Genomic DNA, 22273 nt, shown 5'->3' with positions numbered 1-22273 from the left:
CTCCAGTTGTCAGGCGTTGCCGCCCGGATAGACCTGCCGCCCGCCGACCCAGGTCATGTCGGCCTCCAGATGGCTCAAACGGGCAAGCTCCACGTCCAGCGGACTGTCCCGCAACACGAGCAGGTCGGCTTGCTTGCCGGCTTCCAGCGACCCACGATCGGCCTCGTCCAGGCACAACCACGCGCCGTGCACCGTGGCGCAGCGCAGTGCCGCCATGCGGTCGATGCGTTGCCCCGGCGCGATCACGGCGCCCGTGTCGCGATCGATGCGGGCCACGGCATGCCAGACACAGGGCCACAGCGAGACCGGCACGTTGTCGGTCGCCAGCGAAACCGGCACGCCCGCCTCCAGCAGCGATCGTATCGGGCAGATGGTTTCTTCGAGCGCCGGGCCGACGCGTTGCAGCGTCGCCGCCGCGCGCCGCCAGACGTAGGCGCCGGTATGCGTGGTGACGACCATGCCATGGTCGCGAATGGCGCCGATCTGGCGCGCGTCCAGCGTGGCCGGATGCGCGACCACCCAGCGCAGGCCGTCGATAGGCACGCGCGCGCCGACCTCGGCGAAGCGTTCGGCCATGCCGGCCTGGATGCCGCACACGCGCAGCCCGGCGCGGGCCGCCTCTTCCAGCAGCAATCGCAGCCGCTCGGGCGGCAGGCCGCAGTCGTAGCGAAACCCGGCCCAGCCGGTGCGCGGTTCACAGGCCGCGCGCAGGCGGGCATCGTCCGGCCGGGCCTGTAGTTCGGCGAACAGTCCTTCAATCCGCAGCCACTCGTCACCCTCGCCCTTGCCATGCAGGCGCGAGGCACGTTCGCGCACCCAGGCGCGCACGTCGTCGTCCGACGCACCGCTCCAGCCGGGGCTGAACACCAGGCGCGTACGCACGCTGGGCGCGCGCCGTCCACGCGCCGCGCGATAGGCACGTATCAGTTCCGGCGCGGCACCATGCCCTTCGAACACGCCCGTGGTCCCGTAGCGGTTGTAGGCCGACATCGACGCGGCCAGCGTCAGCGCGCGCTCGTCTTCGGTAAAGTGCGGCGCCCGCCGGAACACCGTGAACTCGGCCAGCGGCTGCAGGTCGTCTTCGTACAGACGTCCGGTGGGCACGCCCGCGGCATCCGTCTCGATGCGCAGCCGGGGCGAAGGCGACACCGGATCCGGGCCGATGCCGGCCAGCCGCAGCGCCGCGCCGTTGGCAATGGAAACCGTGGGCACGCGCCCCGGCCAGTGCCCCCACGCGCAGCGGATCAACACCGGGTGGGCGGTGGTGGCGCGATCCAGGTCTTCGCGATCAGGCAGCCTCCCCTCGGCGTACATGTCGGGCGAGCACAGATACTCGGGCGGCTCGCCCAGCGGCATGGTCACGATCCACTGGCCGGGCGGCGTCGCCGCCGCGATGCGGCGCACACGCTCGACCAGATCCGCGATCGACGCGCATCCGGATAGCGACGGCAACAGCGATTTGAGGCCTTCGCGATCCATATGGGCATGGCCGTCGATCATGCCGGGCATGACCGTCCTGCCCCGCAACTCGATGACCCGGGTGCGCGAGCCGATCCGCGCCGACACGCCGGCATCCGTGCCCACCGCGGTCAACCTGCCGTCCGCGAAGGCCAGCGCGCTGGCCACCGACGAACGCTCATCCATGGTCAGGACATGGCCGCCGCGCATGACCACGTCGTCACCGGCACCGTCCATGACGACGGCCATCATTGCCTGGCGATACCGGCCGCCTGGGTGATACGCGCGTACTTGTCGAGGTCTTCCGTGATGACGCGTCCGAAATCCGCGGGCGTGCCGTGCACCACTTCGATGTAGCTTTCCTCGATGCGCCGCCGGATGTCCGGGTCGCCCAGCGCCTTGGTGAAAGCCATGTTGAGTTTTTTCACGATGGGCTCGGGCGTGCCGTGCGGTGCCATCACGCCATGCCAGCCGACCAGGACAAAACCGGGCAGCGTTTCGGCAATGATGGGCAGGTCGGGCAGCGGAGAACCCCGTTCGGCGCGCGTCAGCGCGACCGGCCGCACACGGCCCGCCTTGACCTGGGGCAAGGCGGTGTTGAACAGGTCGATCATGATGTCGACCTGCCCGCCCATCAGGGCGGTCAGCGCCTGCGCGTTGCCCTTGAACGGCACGTGCACGAAATCGGCCTTGGTCATGGAACGCAGCCAGTCGCAGCCGAAACCCGACAGGCCACCGCCCGAGGCGCAGGTGACTCCGCCCTGGCGGGCCTTCGCCACGATGTCGGCCACCGAAGCCGGCTTGAAAGCGCTGCCCGCGAGCAGCAGATAGGCCTGCGCGGTAAGTTGCACCACCGGAGTCAGTTCCTTCACCGGATCGACCGCGACGTTATAGAGCGAGGGATTCGTGACCACGTTAGGCACGACGTAGAGAATGGTGTAGCCATCGGGTTCGGCGCGCGCAACGGCCTCGTGGCCGATGTTGCTGTTCGCGCCGGCCCGGTTCTCGATCACGATGGGCTGGCCCAGCTCCTGGCTCAGCTTGGGTACCAGCAGGCGCGCGATCGCATCGGCCGGGCCGCCCGCGGTAAATGGCACGATCCAGCGGATCGCGCGCTCGGGATAGGCCGAAGCGGCCATGGCGGGCGCCGACGACACGAGCAATACGCTCCACAGCAAGGCGAACAGCGGTTTCATGCGAACTCCTCCATAGATGTGGTGCCCGCCTGGCCGGCACCCGCGTGGAAAGAAGGCATCAATTGACTGCGATGCCCGCCTGTTTGACGACTTCGCCCCAGCGGCGCGACTCATCGGCCACGAAGCGTTGGAAATCGGCCACCGAGCCGCCCGCCACCACGAATCCCTGCTGGGCGAAAAAACCGGAGACTTCCGGCATGGCCAGCACCGCCGCCACCTCGCGGTGCAGGCGCTCGACCACCGGCGCGGGTGTCCCGGCGGGCGCGAACAGGCCTTGCCAGGACAACACTTCGAAATCCTTCAGGCCGCTTTCGGCCATGGTGGGCACCTGCGGCAGGACGGGGTTGCGCTGGCGCGAACTGACCGCCAGCGGCTTGAGCTTGCCCGACCCCAGGTGGGGCGCGATGACCGGCGGATCGACGAACAGCGCGTCGATCTGTCCGCCCAGCAGGTCCGCCATGGCCTGGGCGCTGCCCTTGTACGGCACGTGCGTCAGGCTTATTCCCGCCTCGCGGCTGATCAGTTCCGCCGTCAGATGCATCGAGGTGCCCGCTCCCGACGAACCGTAGGTGATCGAGCCGGGCTTGCGCCGTGCATAGGCGACGAACTCGCCCAGTGTCGAGACAGGCAGCGAAGGGCGCACCACCAGCACCAGCGGCGCGGTCACCAGCAAGGCGACCGGCTCGAAGTCCCGGACCGCATCGTAGAGGGGCTTGGCCGTCAGGTGGCTGGCGATGGAATGCGAGCCGGTCACGCCCACCACCAGCGTGTAGCCGTCAGGCGCGGCACGCGCCACCTGCTGGCTGCCTATCATGCCGCCGGCGCCTGCCTTGTTTTCCACGACCACGGGCTGGCCGAGCCGGGGCGCAAGCTGCTCGGCGATCCGTCGCGCCAGCAGATCGGTGGCGCCGCCCGGCGGGAAAGGAACGACGATCTTGACCGGCTGCGCCGGATAGGTCTGGGCCAGCACAACCGGCGGTCCGGCAAGGCAGGCAACCACGGCAACGACCAGCGCACGGCAAGGCAACCGCATCATGAGCACTCTCCTGAAGAATCCGCATCTCCGGCAATGCTGGGCAACTCATCCCGAATAAATCGATTTTTAATATTTTGTTCGATTATTTTTTTATATTATTTGACAATCGTTTATGTCAATAAAAATCGATTTACAGAAAAGAGGCAGGTAAAAAAAAAGCGCCCCGGAGGGCGCGTGCCATGGCTTGGGCCGACGGCTGGCCGCCGTCCTGGATCCGATCAGAAATCGAGCAGCACTTCGGCGCGGTCTCCTACCTCCAGCACCGCTCCCAGCGGCGCGCTGACGATGGCGTTCATCCCGAAAGTGACGCCGCCGCCGGGCTGGTTGCGGAAGGTCGTGAGCGTGGACATCGGCTCGGCCGCCCGCGCGCCGGTGAACTGATCGGTATTGGGGATCTCGCAGCGCACGCAGGGCTTGACCAGTGCCATCCGGATATCGCCGATGGCCACGAGCACGGTGTAGTCCTCGTCGAAGGCCCCGAATTCGCTCAGCACCACGTTGGGCCGGAACCGGTCCATGCCGACAGGCGCCTCGCCCCTGGCGGCCAGCTTCTCGTTCAGTTCGATCAGCGATCCCTCGTTGGCCACCAGGATGGGATAGCCGTCGGCGAACGCGAAGACATGCTGGCGGGCAAAGCCCTCCACCGCGGGATGCCCGGCCAGCCAGCGGTCGATCCGGTCCACACTGGCCAGCCGATGCGATTGCGGATGGACCTTGACCAGCCGGCACGGCGTGCCCAGCAGCGCGCCGAACCACTGGGCGGCCAGATCGCCTTCGTCCACGGCGTCGACCTCGTCGCGCCAGACCGTGACCCGCGTGCGCACGCTGTCATCGTCTTCGATCACGTCGACCGGAATGTCCAGGCGCGGCTGCCCGGGCGCGGTCGCGATCAGGTAGCCGTCGCGCAGCTCGGTGCGGACCCTGGCCATGGCCGGATGGCTGCGCTGCGTAAGGAAGACGCCATCGGCATCGACCACCATCCACCGGCGGTCGTTGTGCAGGCCGGCCATGCCGATGGCGGAACGTTCCAGCGCAATGCCGCCGCAGGACTTGATGGGATAGATGTAGAGGCCGGAGATGGAAATGGACATCGGCTTTTTGCTGAAGATGCGACTACCGGAACAATCCCTTGAGCCGGTCCCTGACCTTGCCGCGCAGCTTGTCGCCCGATTCGGACGGCTCGATGCCCAGCTCTTCCTGGAGTTTGTTCTTGACGGTGTTCCTGAGCACGTCGGTGGCGACCTTGCTCCACTGGATCGTGTAGGACGGCGACGCGAAGGGGCCGGCCACGTGGACCGGCACGGTAACGTTGCGCAGGTCCGCGAGGTCCTTGCCGTCCTGGCCCGTGGAGGTGTTCACGACGGTGACCAGGGCCATCAGGTCGAAGCGTTCGCCAGGGATATCGATGCGGGCCGGTTCGCCTTCCGAGACGCGCAGCAGCGGCGCCTTGACGCTCAGGCTGCGCACGGTCCCGATGCCGCTGGCGAACACCAGCTGGGCCTGCATTTCCGAGAAGTCGGTCTGGAGCGCATCCTGGTGCTGCCTGGCGTCGTCCTTGCGCGCCGACAGCAGCGAACGGAATTCGCGCAGGGACTGGGCGATGTTCACGCCCTTGACCGCGCCGTCGCGCACCGCGAGGCTGGCCGTGCCGTTCAGGGCGCGCTTCATCTGCCCCACGGTCTTGCCGGTCGCGGTCAGATTGAGCGCGACCGTCGCGCGGCCGATCAGTCCGTCCTTGTGTTTCACATCCGACAACAGCGGCTGCAGCGCCACGTTCGTGAGCGTGGGCGCGAGGCCGATGCGATTCGTGGCCGCGTCCGCGAACACGCTGCCCGACAGCGAGCCGCCGTACAGCGACGCCTTCAGGCCGCTCACGTCGGCGCGCCCCTTGGCCACGCGCACCGAGGCGGAGACGTTGCTGGCCTTGAGCCCCCGCGCGACCAGTTTGCCGACCTTGATGGTGCCGCTGGCCGTGATGTCCTCGAGCGCGGACAGGTCCACCGGCGGATCCGCCGGGGCGCGGGCGCCCGCGCCGGATCCACCGCCCGCCGCCCCCGGCCGGGCCGAGGGCAGCAGCTTGTCCAGGTCCAGCGTATCGGCGGCGACCATGAAGGCGATGCGGGGTTCGTCGAACTGCGACACCTCGGCCGAGGCGTTGAACTCGCCGCCCTCGATGGTGGCCTCGAGCTTGGCCACCGCGTGTTCCTTCTCGAAGTTGGCGCGCACGCTGCCCTTGATGGGAATCGCCATCTGGCTGGCGGGAAACGCGGGATCCTGGATCTCCAGCTGGCCCGTCAGCTGGGGCACCGACACCTTCCTGCGGGGCAGGCTGGCCTGGACCGGCGATGCGCTGGCGAGCCGGACCACGCGATCGCCTTCCTTGAGTTCGCCGTCGAGCGCCAGGCGCTCGATGCTGAGCTTGTCGGCGGTGCCGGATATGCCCGACAAGGCCACGCGCAGATCCAGGTCCCGCTTGCCGTCCAGGCTTACGCGGGCGGTCAGCGCCTCGCCTTGCGCCGATTGCGGCGAAACATGCAGCGCCGGCGCGGACAGCGACAGTTCGAAGGGATCGGCGCCCAGCTTGCCCTGCGCGGACAGCGACAGCTTCTCGACCTGCACCCGGCCCTCGGCCAGTCCGGCGTTCAGCCGCGGGGCGTCCAGCCGCAGGTCCACGCCGCTGAGCGGCCGGCTGCCCGCCACGTCGCCCTGGAAGGCGACGGCGACGCCCGAGGCGTCGATGGCCTGACGCTGCCCGTCGTAGGCCAGGTCGCCCTGCGCCGTAAGCGCGGTGGCCCGGATGGAGGGCAGCACGCCGGTCGCCTTCAGGTCGAAGCCCTTGGCCGAGAAGAACCGTTGCTCGGGGTCCACCGTCAGCCGTCCCTGGACCTGGATGGTGGCGTCCACGCGGGGACTCTGGCCCAGCACCCGGGCCGACAGCTCCATGTCGAACGGCGTGCGGGGCGCCACCCGGCCCGTGGTGGCGGACAGCCGCTCCACCCGCATGGACGTGCCTTTCATGTAGTCGCGCAGCGCCAGTTCGCCGCCGCTGAATTCGATGCCGGCCACGTCGAACAGCAGGGGCTTGCCGCCGGCGTCGAGTTCGCCGCCGCCCGGCTGGCCCGGTGCCTTGGGCGCCGGGCCCAGCAGATCCTCAAAATTGAACTTGCCGCTCTGGTAGCGCACCACGTTGGCCTTGAGCCCGACCACCCGGACGCGGTCGACCACGATGCGGCCGGACAGCAGCGGCAGCACCGCCACCGATACCCGCGCGGTGTCCACCGCCGCGAATATCTGGGTGGAGCGCGGTTCGGACAGCGACAGCTTCTCGATCTCCACGCCCAGGTTGGGGAAGACGCTGAACCGGACGTTGCCATCCATGCGCAGGGTACGGTCGTAGCGCTTCTTGACCGCGTCGGCGACCGGGCCCTTGTAGTGATTGGGATCGACCAGCACCACCAGGGCCGTCAATCCGATGGCCGCCACGGCGAGCAGGACAGCCGCACCGATTGCGATGCGCTTGAACCACCGCATTTAACACGTCTCCGAAAAACCTGGATGGCCGGCGTGCCGCTGCCGGTTCCGCGACTGTACCCCAGGAGGACTATATGATAACGGGTCCCCCCTACGCGCTGCATATGGAGCACTGACATGACCGCCGAGAATTCAGGTATCGAACGCATCGAGTCGCGCACGGCGCAGATCGGGGGCGGCATCAGCGTGGACCGGGTGCTGCCCGTACGGCAGCGCCGGCGCATCGGGGCCTGGTGTTTCCTGGACCATGCCGGCCCGGCCCGGTTCGAGCCCGGCCAGGGGATGCTGGTCGAGGCACACCCCCACATCGGCCTGCAGACCTTCACCTGGCTGATCGAGGGCGAGGCCCTGCATCGCGACAGCCTGGGCAACGAGCAAGTTCTGCGCCCGGGCCAGGTCAACCTGATGACGGCCGGCATCGGCATCAGCCATACCGAGGAATCCCTGGCCGACCAGCGCGTGCTGCACGCGGCGCAGTTGTGGATCGCGCTGCCTCCCGGCAAGCAGGAAATTCCCCCGGCGTTCGACCACTATCCCGACCTGCCACGCTGGTCGGAAGGCGGCGTGGACTTCACCCTGCTGGCCGGCTCCCATGTGGGACGCACCGCGCCGACCCGCGTCCATACGCCGCTGGTCGGCATGGACCTGCAAAGCCCGGCCGATGCTTCGGTGCGCCTGGCGCTCGAGCCCGGCTTCGAACACGGCCTGCTGGTGCTGGAAGGCGCGGCGCAGGTCGACGGCCAGCGCTTCGCCACGAACGAGCTCGCCTACCTTCCCAAGGGGCGGACGGAACTGGCCCTGTCCACGGGAGCCGGCAGCCGCCTGCTGCTGATCGGCGGCGAACCGCCCACCGACGACATCACCATCTGGTGGAACTTCGTCGGCAGCAAGTCGGCCATCGCCCAGGCGCAGCGCGACTGGGAAGCGGGCAGCGCGCGCTTCGGCTCGGTCCGGGGCTACGAGAACCGGCGCCTGGTCGCGCCGCCCGTGCCCTGGTAGGTTTTCGCAGGGCGGAAACTCGGAAAATCCGGCTTGAGATCGCTCTACGCCCGGTGTCTAGTGTGCTTGGCGCGCCCCGCGGGCGCGCCATATCCCCACAAAAACATCCGGAGACTTCCATGCGCGTCCTTGCACCCGGACGGCTCGCGGCCGCACTGACCGCCGCGTTTGCGCTGGGCCCCCCGGCCCTGGCGGCCGACTACCCGTCCCAGCCCGTCACCTTCGTGGTCGGCTACACCCCCGGCGGCGCCATCGACCAGTCCGCCCGCCTGATCGCCAGCGAACTCGCCAAGCGCTGGAAGCAGTCGGTCATCGTCGACAACAAGCCCGGCGCCAACGCCACGATCGCCGCCACGGCGGTGGCCAACGCCCGGCCGGACGGCTATACGCTGCTGGTGGCCGCCAGCAGCCACAACCTCAACAAGTTCGTGAACAAGAATCTGCGCTACGACGTGGAAAAATCGTTCACGCCGGTCGCCCTGACCGTCGAGGTGCCCAACGTGCTGGTGGTGAACGCGGCCTCGCCCTACCGGGACCTGGGCCAGTTGCTGGCCGCGCTGCGCGAGAAGAAGAAGCCGTTCAGCTACAGTTCCCAGGGCATAGGCGGCGTGCCGCACCTGGCGGGGGAACTGTTCAAGCTCCGCACCGGCACCGACATCCTGCACGTACCCTACAAAGGCGCGGCGCAGGGCATGACCGACCTGATGGGCGGCGTCGTCGACATGTCCTTCCCCACCCCGGGCTCGGCCATGGGCTACATCAGCCAGGGCAAGCTGCGGGCGCTGGCCGTGGCCTCCCGCGAGCGGCTGGCGCAGTTGAAGGACGTGCCCACCTTCGCCGAGGCCGGCGTGCCCGATTACCTGATCAGCACCTGGCACGGCCTGCTGGCCCCCGCGGGCACCCCGCCCGAGGTAGTGGCCAGGATCAACGCCGACGTCGCCGACATCCTGCGCGACCCCGTCGTGCAGCGAGCCATGGAAGCGCAAGGCAATCTCGCGGCCAAGCCGCTGACGGCCGAGGAGTTCCGCGCCAAGCTGTCCCGCGAGCTGTCGGTCTACGGCGACATCGCGTCGCGGATAGACCTGAGCGGAGGCTGATTCCCGCTCCCCCCTACGCGCTTACGCGCGCCCCCCCAGGGGGCGGCACTGGCGGACCGGCGAAGCCGGATCCGCTGTGCCCTGGGTCAGACGGCACCCGCTTCTTGCTTCACTTCCGCCAGAGGCAGGTAGATGCGGGTCTTCAGGTCGGACGGCGGGGTGGTCTTCGGGTCGTTCACGTATTCCTCGAACACCGGGAAGTCGGCCGGCTGCTCGCCGCTGGCCGGCAGCCATCCCCCGAACAGCCATGCATAGGCGGACTCCAGTTCGCTGTACGGCCCGGTGTGTTCGAGTACCGCGCAGCGGCCGGCGGGCAGTTCCAGGCGATGCAGGGGCTCATCCACGGCGACGCCGGGCGCCACCTCCAGGCCGGCCTCGCTGCGCAGGTCCTGCGCGGCCACCTGCTCGGGATCGTCGTAGTACACGCCGAAGCTGCGCGGTTCGCCCCGCAGCAGGTTGCGGCTGCCGGCCAGCATGAACAGGCGGTCGAAGGTGGCGCCTATCTGGAGATAGTCGCCGGCGTGCGGCAGGGCCGCCAGGGAGGCGCCGGGAAAAGATGCGATCTGCACGGGATACATGGTGAGCTCCTTGCTGCGATAGATGACGTCGGGAGAACGGTCCTCGCGATATCGCCCGGGCGGCATGCCGAACGCCGCGCTGAATGCCCGGCTGAACGCGGCGGTCGAGCCGTAGCCCGCCCGCCGCGCGACCTGGTCCAGCGTGCGGCCGTCCCGGCGCAGCTCCGCCGATGCCCGCATCAGCCTGACCCGCTGCACCGTGGCCGCCACGGTCTCGCCCAGCATGGCGCGATAGACCCGGTGGAAGTGATACGGCGACAGGCAGGCCAGTCCGGCCAGGTGGTATAGGTCGGCATCCTGGTCCGGACGCGCGGCCAGCCATGCCAGGACCGGCTCCAGGCGTCGTTCGTAATGGCTGCGTGTTTGCGATTTCATGAGTACCTCCGGGTACGAACTGTACGGGGGGACGTATTGCGGATTTTGCGGATTTGGTGCCCGGCGGACCGGCCGGCGGCGAGGGCTAGAATATAAGCGTCCCGCTTTGCAAGGTATCAACGTGTCCGACTTCGACCAGATCAGGCGCGCCGTCCGGCGCTTCACCGAAGAACGCAACTGGGACCAGTTCCACTCCCCCAAGAACCTCGCCATGGCGCTGAGCGGCGAAGCAGGCGAACTCGTCTCCATCTTCCAGTGGATGACCGAGGAAGAATCCAAGGAACTCAATCCCATCAAGCTGGCCGAGGCCGCCGACGAAATCGCCGACGTGCAGCTCTACCTGGTCGCGCTGGCCGACAAGCTGGACATCGACATCGGCCAGGCGGTGGAGCGCAAGATGCTGAAGAACGCGATCAAGTATCCGCCCCAGGCGTTCTACGGCAGCTCCCGCAAGTACAACGAAAGCGACGAGACCTGAAAGGCGGCCGCCATGACTCCGTCCCAGCCCATAACCCCGCACCACCTCGCGACGCTGCTGCAGGCCATGCCCAAGGCCGAGCTGCACCTGCACATCGAAGGCACCCTGGAACCCGAGCTGATCTTTGCGCTGGCGCGGCGCAACGGCCTCGACCTGCCCTACCCCGACATCGACAGCCTGCGCCGGGCCTATGCGTTCCAGGACCTGCAAAGCTTCCTGGACCTGTACTACGCGGGTGCCGCCGTGCTGCAACGCGAGGAAGACTTCTACGACATGGGCATGGCCTACTTCCGGCGCGCCGCGGCGGACAACGTCGTGCATGCCGAGATATTCTTCGACCCGCAGACGCACACGGTGCGCGGCGTGGAATTCGGCACGGTCATCGCCGGCCTGGACCGCGCGCGCCGCGATGCCCGCGACACGCTGGGCGTCAGCAGCGAGCTGATCATGTGCTTCCTGCGCCACCTGCCCCAGGAATCGGCCTTCGAGACCCTGGCGGCGGCGCTGCCCTACCGCGACCGCATCCTGGGCGTGGGGCTGGACAGCGGCGAAGTCGGCAACCCGCCCGAAAAATTCACCGAGGTCTTCCGGCGCTGCCGCGAACTGGGATGGCATGCCGTCGCCCACGCCGGCGAGGAAGGGCCGGCCTCGTACATCTGGAGCGCCCTGCGCGACCTGAAGGCCGAACGCATCGATCACGGCGTGCGCTGCCTGGACGATCCGCGGCTGGTGGCCCACCTGGCCGAGCACCGGATCCCGCTGACCGTCTGCCCGCTGTCCAACGTCATGCTGAAGGTCTATCCCAGCATGGAGCGGCACACCCTCGCGCGGTTGCTGGACGCCGGGCTGTGCGTGACGGTGAACTCCGACGACCCCGCCTATTTCGGCGGCTACGTGAACCGGAACTACCTGGCCTGTTTCGAGGCCCTGCCCGAACTGGGCGCGCGCGACGCGTACCGGCTGGCGCGCAACAGCCTCGACGCGAGCTTCGCGCCCGAAACGGATAAGCAGGCCTGGCGGCGAAGGCTGGACAAGGCCTTCGACGGCATTCCCACGGGCTAGGCTACAAGCCTTCCGAGAAACCCGTGCGCGGAGCGTTCACCACCGGCTGGTCTATGACGACCCGTTCGCCCTGGCGCTGGTGCCAATAGGGCTCCGTGCCGTAGCGGCCGTGCAACTCGGTGGCCCAGCCCGCGTCGGCGAAGCTGGGCCAGCGGTCCTTGTCGAAACCTTCGGCCTGCTTCACCACATCGGCCGCGACGCCCAGGATGAACACCTTGCGGTCGGTGTCCAGCGTCAGCGCGTTCCAGGGGATGGCCACCAGCTTGTCCCCCATGCCCAGGAAGCCGCCGCTCGACAGCACCGCATAGGCGATGCGTCCCGCCGACACGTCCAGCATGATGTCCTTGATCGATCCGACATGGACATCGTCTGCGCTGTAGACCTTGTTGCCGTCCAGCGTCGAGGCGGCCATGATGTGCGGGCCCGGCCCATCGGCCGTGGCGCTGCCCTTGCCCACGATGCCGGCGCCGCCCTGCTGGCGCGCCGCGGTGCTGTCGATTTGTGCCATGTTGATCTCCTTCATGGACGCCGGCGGCTTCCACGCCTGCGTCCGGGGACGAGAAACTGCGGAAGCGTCGGGATACCAGCAAGGAACGTGCCCCGTGATCCGCGGTTGCTGATAGCAAACCGTTATCGAGATAAGGAAAAACTGGCTTTTCGCTGTGCGCGTGGATCGTGATACTGCCGCCGGGCCTGGATGAACGGGCCCGGCAACGGAACTACGACCCACGGCATGGAAACCATCAAGACTCAAGTCGGCATCGTCGGCGCCGGCCCCTCCGGACTACTGCTGGCACAGATGCTGCATCTGGCGGGCATCGACTCGGTCATCCTCGAAAGCCGCCCGCGCTCGTACATCGAGAACCGGCAGCGCGCCGGCGTGCTCGAGCACGGCGTGGTGCGGACGCTGGCGGACTGCGGCGTCGGCGCCCGCCTCGCGCGCGAAGGCATGGTCCACGAAGGCATAGACATACGCTTCGGGGAAACCAGCCACCGCCTCGACGTCAAGGCGCTGTCCGGCGGACAGTGCGTCACCGTCTATCCCCAGCATGAAATCGTCAAGGACCTGGTGGCCGCGCGCCTGCAAACGGGCCGGCCGCTCTTGTTCGAGGCGCGGGTGGCCTCGCTGTCCGACCTGGAATCGTCCCGGCCCCGCATCCGCTTCGAGCAGGAAGGCGAAACCCGCGAACTCGCGTGCGACTTCGTGGCCGGCTGCGACGGCTTCCACGGCATCAGCCGTCCGGCCATCCCCGGCGACCGCATCGACAGCTACGGCAGGGACTATCCCTTCGCCTGGCTCGGCATCCTGGCCGAGGCGGCCCCGGCCTCGCATGAAGTGATCTACGCCCACCACGAACGCGGCTTCGCGCTGCAAAGCATGCGCTCGCCCACGGTCAGCCGCCTGTACCTGCAATGCCCGGTGGACGACGACGTCGAGCAGTGGTCCGACGACCGCATCTGGTCGGAACTGCACGCGCGCTTCGCCACCCATGACGGCTTCCGCCTGAACGAAGGCCGCATCGTGCAGAAATCGCTGACGCCCATGCGCAGCTTCGTGGCCGCGCCGATGCGCCACGGCCGGCTGATGCTGGCGGGAGACGCCGCGCACATCGTTCCACCCACGGGCGCCAAGGGATTGAACAGCGCGGTGGGCGACGTGCGCGTCATGGCGGCGGCGCTGGAGGCCTATTACCGCCACGGCGACGGCGACCTGCTCGAACGGTACTCCGAGATCGCCCTGCGCCGGGTATGGAAGACCCAGCGCTTCGCCGCCTCGCTATGCACGCTGCTGCACCGCTTCCACGACGAGCCGCGCTTCCACATGCGGATGCAGCTTGCCGAACTCGAACAGATCGTCGAAGACCCGCGTGCCGCGGAATTGTTCGCGCGCAACTACACGGGCCTGCCCTTCGACGTCTGACCGCCCACGTCCTACCAGGAGACACGATGACGGACGCATCACCCCCGCCCCGGGATTGGGGCATAGACGGCACCTATGTCTTCGACGGCGATCGCAGCCGCCAGGGCTATCCCGTCAACAAGCTGTGCATGTCGCTCACCCGGCCCGAAAACCGCGAACGCTTCCGGCAGGACGAGGACGCCTACATGGCTTCGTTCGGACTGTCCGAGGCCCAGAAGCGGGCCATCCGCGATCGCGACTGGCTGGAACTGGTCAGGCTGGGCGGCAACATCTACTACATGATCAAGATCGGCGCGACGGTGGGAGCCGGGCTCTACACGATGGGCGCGCAGATGCGCGGCCAGAGCCTGGACGAATTCCTCGCCACGCGCCAGGACAAGGGAGCCGTCTGATGGCACGCATCGTGGCAGGCATAGGCAGTTCGCACGTTCCGTCCATCGGACGCGCCTTCGACCTGGGCAAGCAGCAGGACCCGGCATGGAAGCCGCTTTTCGACGGCTATCTGCCGGTCAAGGACTGGCTGGAGAACGAAGTACGCGCCGACGCCGTGATCTTCGTCTACAACGACCACGGCTCGGACTTCGGCCTGGACCGCTGCCCCACCTTCGCGCTGGGCACGGCCGACAGCTATCCGCTGGCCGACGAAGGCTTCGGCCAGCGGCCGCTGCCCGCCGTCAGGGGTGACGCGGACCTGTCCTGGCACCTGGCCAATGCCCTGATCGCCGACGAATTCGACCTGACGGTATGTCAGGAAATGGCGGTGGACCACGGCCTGCTCGTGCCTCTGCCGCTGCTGTGGTCCTACCAGCCCGACTGGAACATCAAGGTCGTGCCGCTGGTCGTCAACGTGATCCAGCATCCGCTGCCCACCGCTCGCCGCTGCCTGCGGCTGGGCCAGGCCCTGCGCCGCGCCGTCGAAAGCTACCCCGCCGACGCACGCGTGGCGATCGTCGGCACCGGCGGCATGTCGCACCAGTTGCACGGGGAACGCTTCGGCCATCTGGACGAAGCCTTCGACCGGAGATGGCTGGACCTGATCGAGTCCGACCCCGCGTCGCTCGCGGCCATGAGCCACGAGGACATCATGCAGCCGGCCGGGGCCGAGGCGGTCGAGCTGATCATGTGGCTGATCATGCGCGGCGCGATGACGCCGCGGGTCCGGCGGCTGCACAAGAACTACTACGCCCCGATGACCAGCGGCATGGGGCTGATCACTTTCGTGGACGCCGAGGAGGAGACCTCATGATCCGCCTTACCCCGCCGGCATGCCTGCTGGCCCTTGCAGTAACGACCGCGGCCGCGCCCTGCGCAACCGCGCAACCCGCCTATCCCGGCGGGCCGGTCCGCATGCTGTCCGGCTCCCCGCCGGGCGCGCCGTCGGACATCATCGCCCGGTCCCTGGCCGAACAGTTGGCCGCCTCGTTCGGCCAGACCTTCACGGTCGAGAACCGGCCGGGGGCTGGCCTGAATCTCGCGCCCGGCGAGATGCTGCGGGCCCGGCCCGATGGGCACGTGCTGCTGGTCGGCGCCGACACGGTCGTCACCGTGAACCCGCTGGTCTACAAGAAACTCAGCTTCGATGCGCGCCGCGACATGGTGCCCGTATCCATGGTGGCCACCTTCAACCAGGTGCTGGTCTGCCATCCGGGCGTGAAGGTCGACCGCGCCAGCCAGCTGGTGGAGCTGGCCGGGAAGAAGCGGCTGACCTATGCCTCGGGCGGCAACGGCACGCCCGGACACCTGGCCGGCGCCATGTTCCTGCGCGCCACGGGCGCCGACATCCAGCATGTGGCCTATCGCGGCCCCGGCCCCGCGCTGACCGACGTGCTGGGCGGCCAGGTCGATTGCGGCTGGCTGGCGGGTCCGACCGTGCTGCCCCACATCAAGACCGGCAGGCTGACGGCGCTTGCGGTGTCCACCGCGATCCGGTCGCCCAGCCTTCCCGAGGTGCCCACGCTCGCCCAGGCCACGGGCGTGGATGGCCTGGACGCGACGTTCAAGCAGTACGTGTGGGTGCACAAGGACACGCCGCCCGCCAGCATCGCGGTCCTGCAGGAGGCGGTCGCCCGCGCGATGAAACACCCGGCCATCATCGCCCGGTTGACCGAACTCGACATGGTGACCGCCGGCACCCCGTCGGCCGAGGCCGCCGCGATGCTCAAGGCCGATACGGCACGCTGGGAGCCCATCGTCCGCAGCCTGGACCTCCAGCTGGATTGAGGCATGCGGCCCGCGGGCAACCGCGGGCCCTTCTACCGGCCCATGCCGGCGATGATGCGGCTGCACGATTCGCACATCGCGGCGAAGGCGGCCGCGGCGGGCGTCAGCGAGGCCTCGGCGCGGCGCACCAGGCAGATCTCGAAGCTGTGCGCGTGCTCGTCCAGTTCGACCGGCACCACGAGGCTGCCCAGCAGTCCCTGGTCCAGCATCACGCGCGGGACCAGTGCCAGCAGATCGGTGGAATTGACCAGCGCCATGACCTGGGCGAACGATTCACAGCGCACCGCGGCCTTGGGCGCGGGCAGACCGTTGTCCTCGAAGAAACGCACGATCGTGCCGCCCGGCCGCCCCGGCGGCCCCATCACCACCCATTCGCAGTCGGTCAGTTCGCGCAGCGACCGGGCATCCGCCATCGGATGCCCCTTGCGGGCCACCACGCCCAGGCGCGTCTGCAACAGGGGCGTGCTGACCAGCCCTCCGCCCGCGCCTTCGTCCGGCACCGACGTCACCGCGAAATCCACCTGCCCCAGCTGCAGCGAGGGCAGGATCTGCTCGAAGAAACCGCTGGTCAGGCGCAGTTCGACCTTGGGGAAGCGCGCGCGGAAATCCGCCACCACGCGCGGCAGCAGCAGCGCGGTCATGGACGGCCCGATCGCCACGTCCACCGTGCCCGTCTCGTGGCCGTGCATCTGCCGCACCTCGTCCTCGGCGCGCCTGGCCTCGCGGTCGATCAGGATCGCCCGGGCATACAGCCGGTGGCCGGCGTCGGTCAGGTGGACCCCGCGCCCCGAACGGGCGAGCAAGGATCCCCCCAACGAGGATTCGAGCGCCTTCACGCTATTGGTCAGGCCAGCCTGGGAAACGTCCAGGATACGGGCGGCCTGCCTGAAGCTGCCCTGCTCCACCACGGCCAGAAAGTCGCGCAGTTGCTGCAGCGTCATCGCGGCTCCTTGTCGAAGCCGCCATGATCGCATCACATGGGGTCCGCGTGCTCAGGTGGAATACGAACTTCCCAGCCGCATCAGTTCCGGCGTGCCGATCAGCGCGTTCAATTCGTCGAAATCCAGCATGCGGTCGCGCCAGGGGGCTGTCGTGCCGTGCTCGCGCAGGCTGCCGTAGTAGCCCTGCAGCACGTGGGCCACCGCGCGCGCGGTGCCGCCCGGGAAGATCGCGATGCCGAAGCCGTGCCGCTCCAGTTCCGCCGCGCTCTGGATGGGGGTCTTGCCGCCCTCCACCATGTTGGCCAGCAGCGGCGCCCGGCCCTTGAAGCGGCGGCAGGCGGCGTCCATCTGCTCCGGAGTCCTCAGGGCCTCGATGAACAGCGCGTCCACTCCGGTCTCCAGGTATCGTTCGGCCCGGTCCAGGGCCGCCTCCAGTCCTTCGACGGCGACCGCATCGGTACGCGCCAGGATCAGGGTGGACGAGGACACCCGCGCGTCCAGCGCGGCCTTGAGCTTGCCGGCCATCTCGGCGGCCGGCACCACGGACTTGCCGTCCAGGTGGCCGCAGCGCTTGGGGAAGGTCTGGTCCTCGAGCTGGATCATCGCGGCGCCGGCGCGTTCCAGGCCGCGCACCGTGCGCATCGCGTTCAACGCGTTGCCAAACCCGGTGTCCGCATCGACGATCACGGGCAGCGATACCCGCTCGGTGATGCGCGCCAGGGTATCGGCAACTTCGGTATAGGTGGTCAGGCCGACGTCCGAGCGCCCGAGGCGGGTATAGGCGATGGATGCGCCGGACAGGTACAGCGCCTCGAAGCCCGCCTGTTCGGCGATCAGGGCGCTGAAGGCGTCGTAGACGCCCGGGGCGAGCACGATGCCGGGACGGGCCAGACGGGTACGCAAATCGTGGGACATGGCGGAGTTTCCTTCAGGCGGCCAGGCCGCGCTCGAAGCTGCGGCAATCGATCACGTCGGCGATGCCCGCCATGTCGGCCAGCGCCGTGGCGTGCACTTCCTCGCGAAAGGCGGCGCAACCGTCCGCCAGCACGGCGACGTGGTACTCGCGCATGTGGGCGTCGCGGACCGTGCTCGCCACGCCGCCGTTGGTGACGATGCCGCACACGGCCACCGTATCGATGCCCGCGTGGCGCAGCACCCAGTCCAACTGCGTATTGAAGAAGGCGGAGTACGCCACCTTGCAGACCGACACGTCCACCAGGCCATCCAGTTCGGCGACATTGGCCTGCCCGCGGCTGCCCGGCGCGAAGTCGCCCTTGCGCAGGAACGGCCGCAGCGCCGCCAGGTGCGGGGCGATCATCGGCTCGCCGCGGCCGTCGGGCCACAACGTGAACTGGCTGGCGACCACCATGCCGCCGGCCGCCTTCAGCGCGCGCGCCGCTGCCGCCACGCGCGGCGGCAGTACGGCCGCGGCGGCGCTGACGGCCCCGCCCCTCGCATAGGCGCCGTCGGGCGCGAGGAAGTCGTTCTGCAGGTCGACGATCAGCAGCGCGGTGCGCGCCGGGTCGGCGGGAAAGGATGCGTTCGTCATCACGATCGATGTCCGGTGGAAGAAGTGTCGGGACCGTTCCCGGCCAGGCGCCTGCGCAACTGGTTCAGCAGGCCGCCGCTGCGGGCCATGTCGACCAGGAAATCCGGGATGGCCTCGCATTCGAGCACCCGGCCGTCCCGGGTCGCCACCTGCGGCGTCTCATGGAACCGGATCTCGATCTGCGCGGCCTCGTCCAGCGACTCCGCCTGCGGGCAGGTCAACAGCATCAGCCCGACGTTGAAGGCATTGCGGAAGAACAGGCCGCCATAGGACGGCGCGATCACCGCCGCCACGCCCAGGCGCACCAGCGCCGCCGCGGCCTGCTCGCGCGAGGAACCGATGCCGAAGCCCGGCCCCGCCGCCACGACGTCGCCCGGCCTCACGGCGGCGGCGAACTCGGGCCGGACCGACTCCAGGCAATGACTGGCGATGACGTCGATACCGTGCTTCATGACGTAGCCGGGCGCCAGCAGGTCGGTATCGATGTCCTGTCCCAGCTTCCAGACACGATGCGTGGTCCCGCTCATGCCAGCACCTCCCTGGGATCGCTGATGACGCCGCGCAATGCCGAGGCGGCCACGGTATAGGGCGAACCCAGGTAGACCTGGGCGGTGGGCGAGCCCATGCGGCCCTTGAAGTTGCGCGCGGTGGTCGAGATGACCGTGACGTCGTCCCCCATGGGACTGCCGTAGCCGGAGCAGGCGCCGCAGGAGGTCGGAAAGAGTTCGGCGCCGGCGTCCATCAATACCTGCAGCACGCCTTCGTCGCGCGCGGCGTCCTGGTCGCGCAGGCTGGCCGGCGCGACGATCAGCCGCACCCCCGGCGCCACCCGGTGCCCCCGCAGCACCGACGCGGCGGCGCGCAGGTCGTCGAGCTTGGCGCCCGTGCAGGCGCCGACATAGGCCACGTGGACCGGCACGCCGCGATAGTCGTCCACCGGCCGCGAATTGGCGGGGCTGTGCGGCGCGGCCACCATGGGCGACAGCGCGCCGGCATCGAAGTCGTACCGGGTGCAGGCGGCCCCTTCGTCCGTATGCCATCCGCTCAGGTCGGGCACCTTGGCGCCGGTGGCGGCCAGCCATTCGGCCGTGACGTCGTCGGGCGCGATCAGGCCGGCCTGGGCGCCCAGCTCGGCGCTCATGTTCGACAGCGTCATGCGTTCCTGCATGCCCAGCGCCCGCACCGCCGGCCCGCAGAACTCCACGGCCTGGTAGGCGCCGCCGTTCATGCCGAAGCGGCCCAGCATGTGCAGCATCATGTCCTTGGCGGTGACGCCCTCGGACAAGGTGCCGGACCAGTGCATGCGCAGGGTGTCCGGCACGCGCAGCCAGATCTCGCCCGTCACGACCACGCCCAGCATCTCGGTCGAGCCGATGCCGAACATGTAGGCGCCGAACGCGCCGCCCGTGGGCGAATGCGAATCCCCGCCCACGCAGAACATGCCGGGCAGGATATGCCCGCCCTGCGGCACCACGACGTGGCAGATGCCCTGGCTGTCGTAGACGTGCGGCAGATCCTGCTCGCGCGCCCATTCGCGCGCAATGCGGACGATCCTGCGGGAATCCTCGTCGCGCTCGGGCACGTAGTGGTCCATGACCAGCACCACGCGCGACTTGTCCCAGATGCTCGCGCCCAGCTCTTCCAGCATGGGCTTGAGCCGCCTCGGTCCCGAGGAGTCATGGAACATCGCGAGATCGACCTTGCAGGTCACGATCTCGCCCACGCGCACGCTGGCGCGTCCCGACGCGCGCGCGATCAGCTTCTGCGCCAGCGTCCGGCGTTCATCCGGCGGTGTAATCAAGCTGTCACCCGAAATCCTCGAAGAGCCCTGCCGGGCTCCTGCTATCTATTGTCCTAACAATAGTACATTTGATTCGGGTTCTTGTGTTCGTATTTGTGGCGCGCCGGATACCCGGCGCGCCACGTCAGCGCATGTAGGCGTTGAAATCCTTGCTGACCCAGACCTTGGCATCGATGTTGCCCACCCGCGACAGCTCCATCTCGTACTCGTAGCGGTCAGGGCAATACAGGCCCTGCAGCCAGAGCACCGGGCGATCCTTCACGTCGTAGACCACGCGGCTGACCGACAGCAGGGCCGCTCCCAGCGGCAGGCCCAGCAGGGCCGCCACGTTGGCATCGGCCTGGCGCGCGGAAATGCTTTGCCGGGCCCGGCCGATCTCCACGCCCGATTCCTCGATCAGCACCAGCATGGCCTTGCGCCCGAGCTGCCGGCGCCCGAGGTTATGGGCGAACTCGCGCGGCACCCAGGTCGTGATGAACGACACGGGCCCCGCCTTGGTGCTGCGCACCCGCACCGCCCGCAGCACCTGGCTGCGTGGCTCGATCTGCAGCATCTGCGCCACCGGTCCGGTCGCGGGGACGTACTCGTGCTCGATGACCTTGACCGTCGTGTCGAGGCTGGCGGCGATGATGTTGTCCAGCAGGCCCGCCATCCGGTGGGCGGGCGAGGCCTGCTGCCCCGCCTGGCCCGGAGGCTGCAAACGCCGCGTCCCGCGGCCGGCCGATCGTTCGATCAATCCTTCCTGGGTCAGGTTCTCCAGGGCCTTGCGAACGGTCGCCCGCGAGACCGCGAACTCCTCCATCAGCTCCAGTTCGCCGGGCACGCGCTGGTCGTACAGGCCATCGCGCAGCCTTTCTTTCAACACCAGGTATACGCTGTGGTACTTCGGCAGGGGCAAGGTTTGCTGCATAGACTGGGGTTCTGTCTTATTGTCTGTCCAATAGAACAATTTAGCTTGACTCGATGGCGAAACCTGACGGAATATCCACATGCGTCGTTCATATTCTTTCAGGTCCTGCCATGCGCCATCATAGTACAGGGGAACACCGCGCCCACCCCCGCGCGCTGAATATCTGCCGCCGTGCATTCCTGGCCCTGGGCCTGGCTGCGGCCTCGTTCACGGTCCATGCGCAAACCTACCCGGACCGCCCCATCAAGCTGATCGTGCCGTTCAGTCCGGGCGGCTCGACCGACGTCATCGGCCGCCTCGTCGCCAGCGCGCTGGCCGAGCAGGTCGGCCAGTCCGTCATCGTCGACAACAAGGGCGGCGCGGGCTCCATCCTCGGCACCGACCTCGGCGCCAAGGCGCCCGCCGACGGTTACACGCTGGTCATCACCAACGGCGCGGCCATCACCACCGGGCCGCTGCTCGGCCAGAAGATCCCCTACGATCCGTTCCGCGACTTCACGCACATCATGCTGCTGGGCACCTTTCCCAACGGTCTCATCGTGCGCACCAGCCATCCGGCGAAGAACTTCAAGGAATTCGTCGAACTGGCCCGCCAGGCCGGCGGCAAGTACAACTACGGTTCGGCGGGCGTAGGCTCGGCCGGCTTCCTGACCGGCGAAATGCTCAAGCAAAAGGCCCGCCTGGACATGACCCACGTACCCTACAAGGGCACCGGGCCGGCCATGAACGACCTGCTGGGCGGACAGCTCGACGCCATCTTCAACAACATGTCGGTCGCCTCGACCCAGGCCAAGGCGGGCAACGTGCGCATCCTGGCGGTCAGCGGACCCAAGCGCGTCGCCGCCTTCCCGGACGTGCCCACCATGGACGAAATCGTGCCGGGCACGGTGGGCGAGGCCTGGTTCGGCGTCTCGGCGCCCGCCGGCACGCCCGCCGCCGTCGTCGACCGGCTGCAGGCCGCGCTGGGCAAGGTCATGGCCAACGCCGAGATCCGCACCAAGCTGTCCGACCTGGGGCTTACTCCCGTCGGCGCCCCGCAGGCCGAGTTCGTGAAATTCCTGCACGACGAAGACCGCAAATGGGCGCCCATCATCAAGGCCGCCAACATCAAGCTGGATTGA

The 22273-nt window shown here is 68.4% G+C and carries 22 protein-coding genes; 9 read left to right on the top strand and 13 right to left on the bottom strand.

Going from position 1 to position 22273, the window contains the following annotated elements; translation table 11 throughout:
* Nucleotides 1-9 precede the first annotated feature (9 nt).
* From EGT29_RS02050 to EGT29_RS02030, 5 genes are all read right to left on the bottom strand, one after another.
* The gene (locus tag EGT29_RS02050; RefSeq protein WP_124687467.1) at nucleotides 10-1710 is read right to left on the bottom strand and encodes an amidohydrolase; all 1701 of its coding nucleotides are present in this window, start codon (nucleotides 1708-1710) and stop codon (nucleotides 10-12) included.
* Entirely contained in the window at nucleotides 1707-2654 is a 948-nt protein-coding gene (locus EGT29_RS02045; RefSeq protein ID WP_161567662.1) for a tripartite tricarboxylate transporter substrate binding protein, read from the bottom strand. The genes EGT29_RS02050 and EGT29_RS02045 overlap by 4 nt, the downstream gene beginning before the upstream one ends.
* A gap of 58 nt (nucleotides 2655-2712) precedes the next feature.
* Nucleotides 2713-3690: a tripartite tricarboxylate transporter substrate binding protein gene (locus EGT29_RS02040; RefSeq protein ID WP_124687465.1), complete on the bottom strand. Its 978-nt coding sequence runs from the start codon at nucleotides 3688-3690 to the stop codon at nucleotides 2713-2715.
* Nucleotides 3691-3908: 218 nt separating this feature from the next.
* Complete coding sequence (locus EGT29_RS02035) at nucleotides 3909-4781, bottom strand: MOSC domain-containing protein (protein WP_124687464.1); 873 nt, start codon at nucleotides 4779-4781, stop codon at nucleotides 3909-3911.
* Between the two features lie 22 nt (nucleotides 4782-4803).
* On the bottom strand, nucleotides 4804-7221 hold the full coding sequence (locus EGT29_RS02030; protein WP_124687463.1) for an AsmA family protein: 2418 nt from the start codon (nucleotides 7219-7221) through the stop codon (nucleotides 4804-4806).
* 117 nt (nucleotides 7222-7338) lie between these two features.
* On the opposite strand from EGT29_RS02030, the gene EGT29_RS02025 reads away from it, so the two are divergent.
* Both EGT29_RS02025 and EGT29_RS02020 read left to right on the top strand, forming a co-directional pair.
* Entirely contained in the window at nucleotides 7339-8220 is an 882-nt protein-coding gene (locus EGT29_RS02025; RefSeq protein ID WP_124687462.1) for a pirin family protein, read from the top strand.
* A gap of 119 nt (nucleotides 8221-8339) precedes the next feature.
* Nucleotides 8340-9317: a tripartite tricarboxylate transporter substrate binding protein gene (locus tag EGT29_RS02020; protein ID WP_124687461.1), complete on the top strand. Its 978-nt coding sequence runs from the start codon at nucleotides 8340-8342 to the stop codon at nucleotides 9315-9317.
* Between the two features lie 86 nt (nucleotides 9318-9403).
* On the opposite strand, the gene EGT29_RS02015 is transcribed toward EGT29_RS02020, so the two are convergent.
* Nucleotides 9404-10270 carry a GyrI-like domain-containing protein gene (locus tag EGT29_RS02015; protein WP_124687460.1) on the bottom strand — a complete coding sequence of 289 codons (867 nt, stop codon included), beginning with the start codon at nucleotides 10268-10270 and terminating at the stop codon, nucleotides 9404-9406.
* A gap of 121 nt (nucleotides 10271-10391) precedes the next feature.
* Here EGT29_RS02015 and EGT29_RS02010 point away from each other — a divergent pair, with 121 nt between their 5' ends.
* A complete protein-coding gene (locus EGT29_RS02010) occupies nucleotides 10392-10748 on the top strand; it encodes a nucleotide pyrophosphohydrolase (protein WP_238160266.1) in 357 nt (118 codons plus the stop codon).
* A gap of 12 nt (nucleotides 10749-10760) precedes the next feature.
* Nucleotides 10761-11810: an adenosine deaminase gene (locus EGT29_RS02005; protein ID WP_124687458.1), complete on the top strand. Its 1050-nt coding sequence runs from the start codon at nucleotides 10761-10763 to the stop codon at nucleotides 11808-11810.
* A gap of 1 nt (nucleotide 11811) precedes the next feature.
* Here the strand turns inward: EGT29_RS02005 and EGT29_RS02000 are convergent, their stop codons facing one another.
* Entirely contained in the window at nucleotides 11812-12318 is a 507-nt protein-coding gene (locus EGT29_RS02000; protein WP_124687457.1) for a PRC-barrel domain-containing protein, read from the bottom strand.
* Between the two features lie 234 nt (nucleotides 12319-12552).
* On the opposite strand from EGT29_RS02000, the gene EGT29_RS01995 reads away from it, so the two are divergent.
* The 4 genes from EGT29_RS01995 to EGT29_RS01980 are packed head-to-tail and all read left to right on the top strand — an operon-like array spanning nucleotide 12553 to nucleotide 15951.
* The gene (locus EGT29_RS01995) at nucleotides 12553-13731 is read left to right on the top strand and encodes a 4-hydroxybenzoate 3-monooxygenase (protein WP_124692182.1); all 1179 of its coding nucleotides are present in this window, start codon (nucleotides 12553-12555) and stop codon (nucleotides 13729-13731) included.
* Nucleotides 13732-13757: 26 nt separating this feature from the next.
* Nucleotides 13758-14123: a protocatechuate 3,4-dioxygenase gene (locus EGT29_RS01990; protein ID WP_124687456.1), complete on the top strand. Its 366-nt coding sequence runs from the start codon at nucleotides 13758-13760 to the stop codon at nucleotides 14121-14123.
* On the top strand, nucleotides 14123-14977 hold the full coding sequence (locus tag EGT29_RS01985; protein WP_124687455.1) for a class III extradiol dioxygenase family protein: 855 nt from the start codon (nucleotides 14123-14125) through the stop codon (nucleotides 14975-14977). Before EGT29_RS01990 ends, EGT29_RS01985 begins: the two co-directional genes overlap by 1 nt.
* On the top strand, nucleotides 14974-15951 hold the full coding sequence (locus EGT29_RS01980; RefSeq protein ID WP_124687454.1) for a tripartite tricarboxylate transporter substrate binding protein: 978 nt from the start codon (nucleotides 14974-14976) through the stop codon (nucleotides 15949-15951). The genes EGT29_RS01985 and EGT29_RS01980 overlap by 4 nt, the downstream gene beginning before the upstream one ends.
* A 32-nt stretch (nucleotides 15952-15983) precedes the next feature.
* Here EGT29_RS01980 and EGT29_RS01975 read toward each other — a convergent pair whose 3' ends face one another.
* From EGT29_RS01975 to EGT29_RS01950, 6 genes are all read right to left on the bottom strand, one after another.
* The gene (locus tag EGT29_RS01975; RefSeq protein ID WP_124687453.1) at nucleotides 15984-16892 is read right to left on the bottom strand and encodes a LysR substrate-binding domain-containing protein; all 909 of its coding nucleotides are present in this window, start codon (nucleotides 16890-16892) and stop codon (nucleotides 15984-15986) included.
* Nucleotides 16893-16943: 51 nt separating this feature from the next.
* The gene (locus tag EGT29_RS01970) at nucleotides 16944-17807 is read right to left on the bottom strand and encodes an oxaloacetate decarboxylase (protein WP_124687452.1); all 864 of its coding nucleotides are present in this window, start codon (nucleotides 17805-17807) and stop codon (nucleotides 16944-16946) included.
* Nucleotides 17808-17820: 13 nt separating this feature from the next.
* Nucleotides 17821-18441 carry a cysteine hydrolase family protein gene (locus EGT29_RS01965; protein ID WP_124692181.1) on the bottom strand — a complete coding sequence of 207 codons (621 nt, stop codon included), beginning with the start codon at nucleotides 18439-18441 and terminating at the stop codon, nucleotides 17821-17823.
* Nucleotides 18441-18968 carry a 3-isopropylmalate dehydratase gene (locus EGT29_RS01960; protein WP_124687451.1) on the bottom strand — a complete coding sequence of 176 codons (528 nt, stop codon included), beginning with the start codon at nucleotides 18966-18968 and terminating at the stop codon, nucleotides 18441-18443. Before EGT29_RS01960 ends, EGT29_RS01965 begins: the two co-directional genes overlap by 1 nt.
* Nucleotides 18965-20242 carry a 3-isopropylmalate dehydratase large subunit gene (locus tag EGT29_RS01955; RefSeq protein ID WP_124687450.1) on the bottom strand — a complete coding sequence of 426 codons (1278 nt, stop codon included), beginning with the start codon at nucleotides 20240-20242 and terminating at the stop codon, nucleotides 18965-18967. Before EGT29_RS01955 ends, EGT29_RS01960 begins: the two co-directional genes overlap by 4 nt.
* 124 nt (nucleotides 20243-20366) lie before the next feature.
* The gene (locus EGT29_RS01950) at nucleotides 20367-21152 is read right to left on the bottom strand and encodes a GntR family transcriptional regulator (protein ID WP_192901787.1); all 786 of its coding nucleotides are present in this window, start codon (nucleotides 21150-21152) and stop codon (nucleotides 20367-20369) included.
* Nucleotides 21153-21262: 110 nt separating this feature from the next.
* Here EGT29_RS01950 and EGT29_RS01945 point away from each other — a divergent pair, with 110 nt between their 5' ends.
* Nucleotides 21263-22273: a tripartite tricarboxylate transporter substrate binding protein gene (locus EGT29_RS01945; protein WP_161567661.1), complete on the top strand. Its 1011-nt coding sequence runs from the start codon at nucleotides 21263-21265 to the stop codon at nucleotides 22271-22273.

The sequence above is a fragment of the Pigmentiphaga sp. H8 genome (genome assembly GCF_003854895.1).
GTDB lineage: Bacteria > Pseudomonadota > Gammaproteobacteria > Burkholderiales > Burkholderiaceae_B > Pigmentiphaga.
This window is presented reverse-complemented; position numbering and strand designations above follow the sequence as displayed.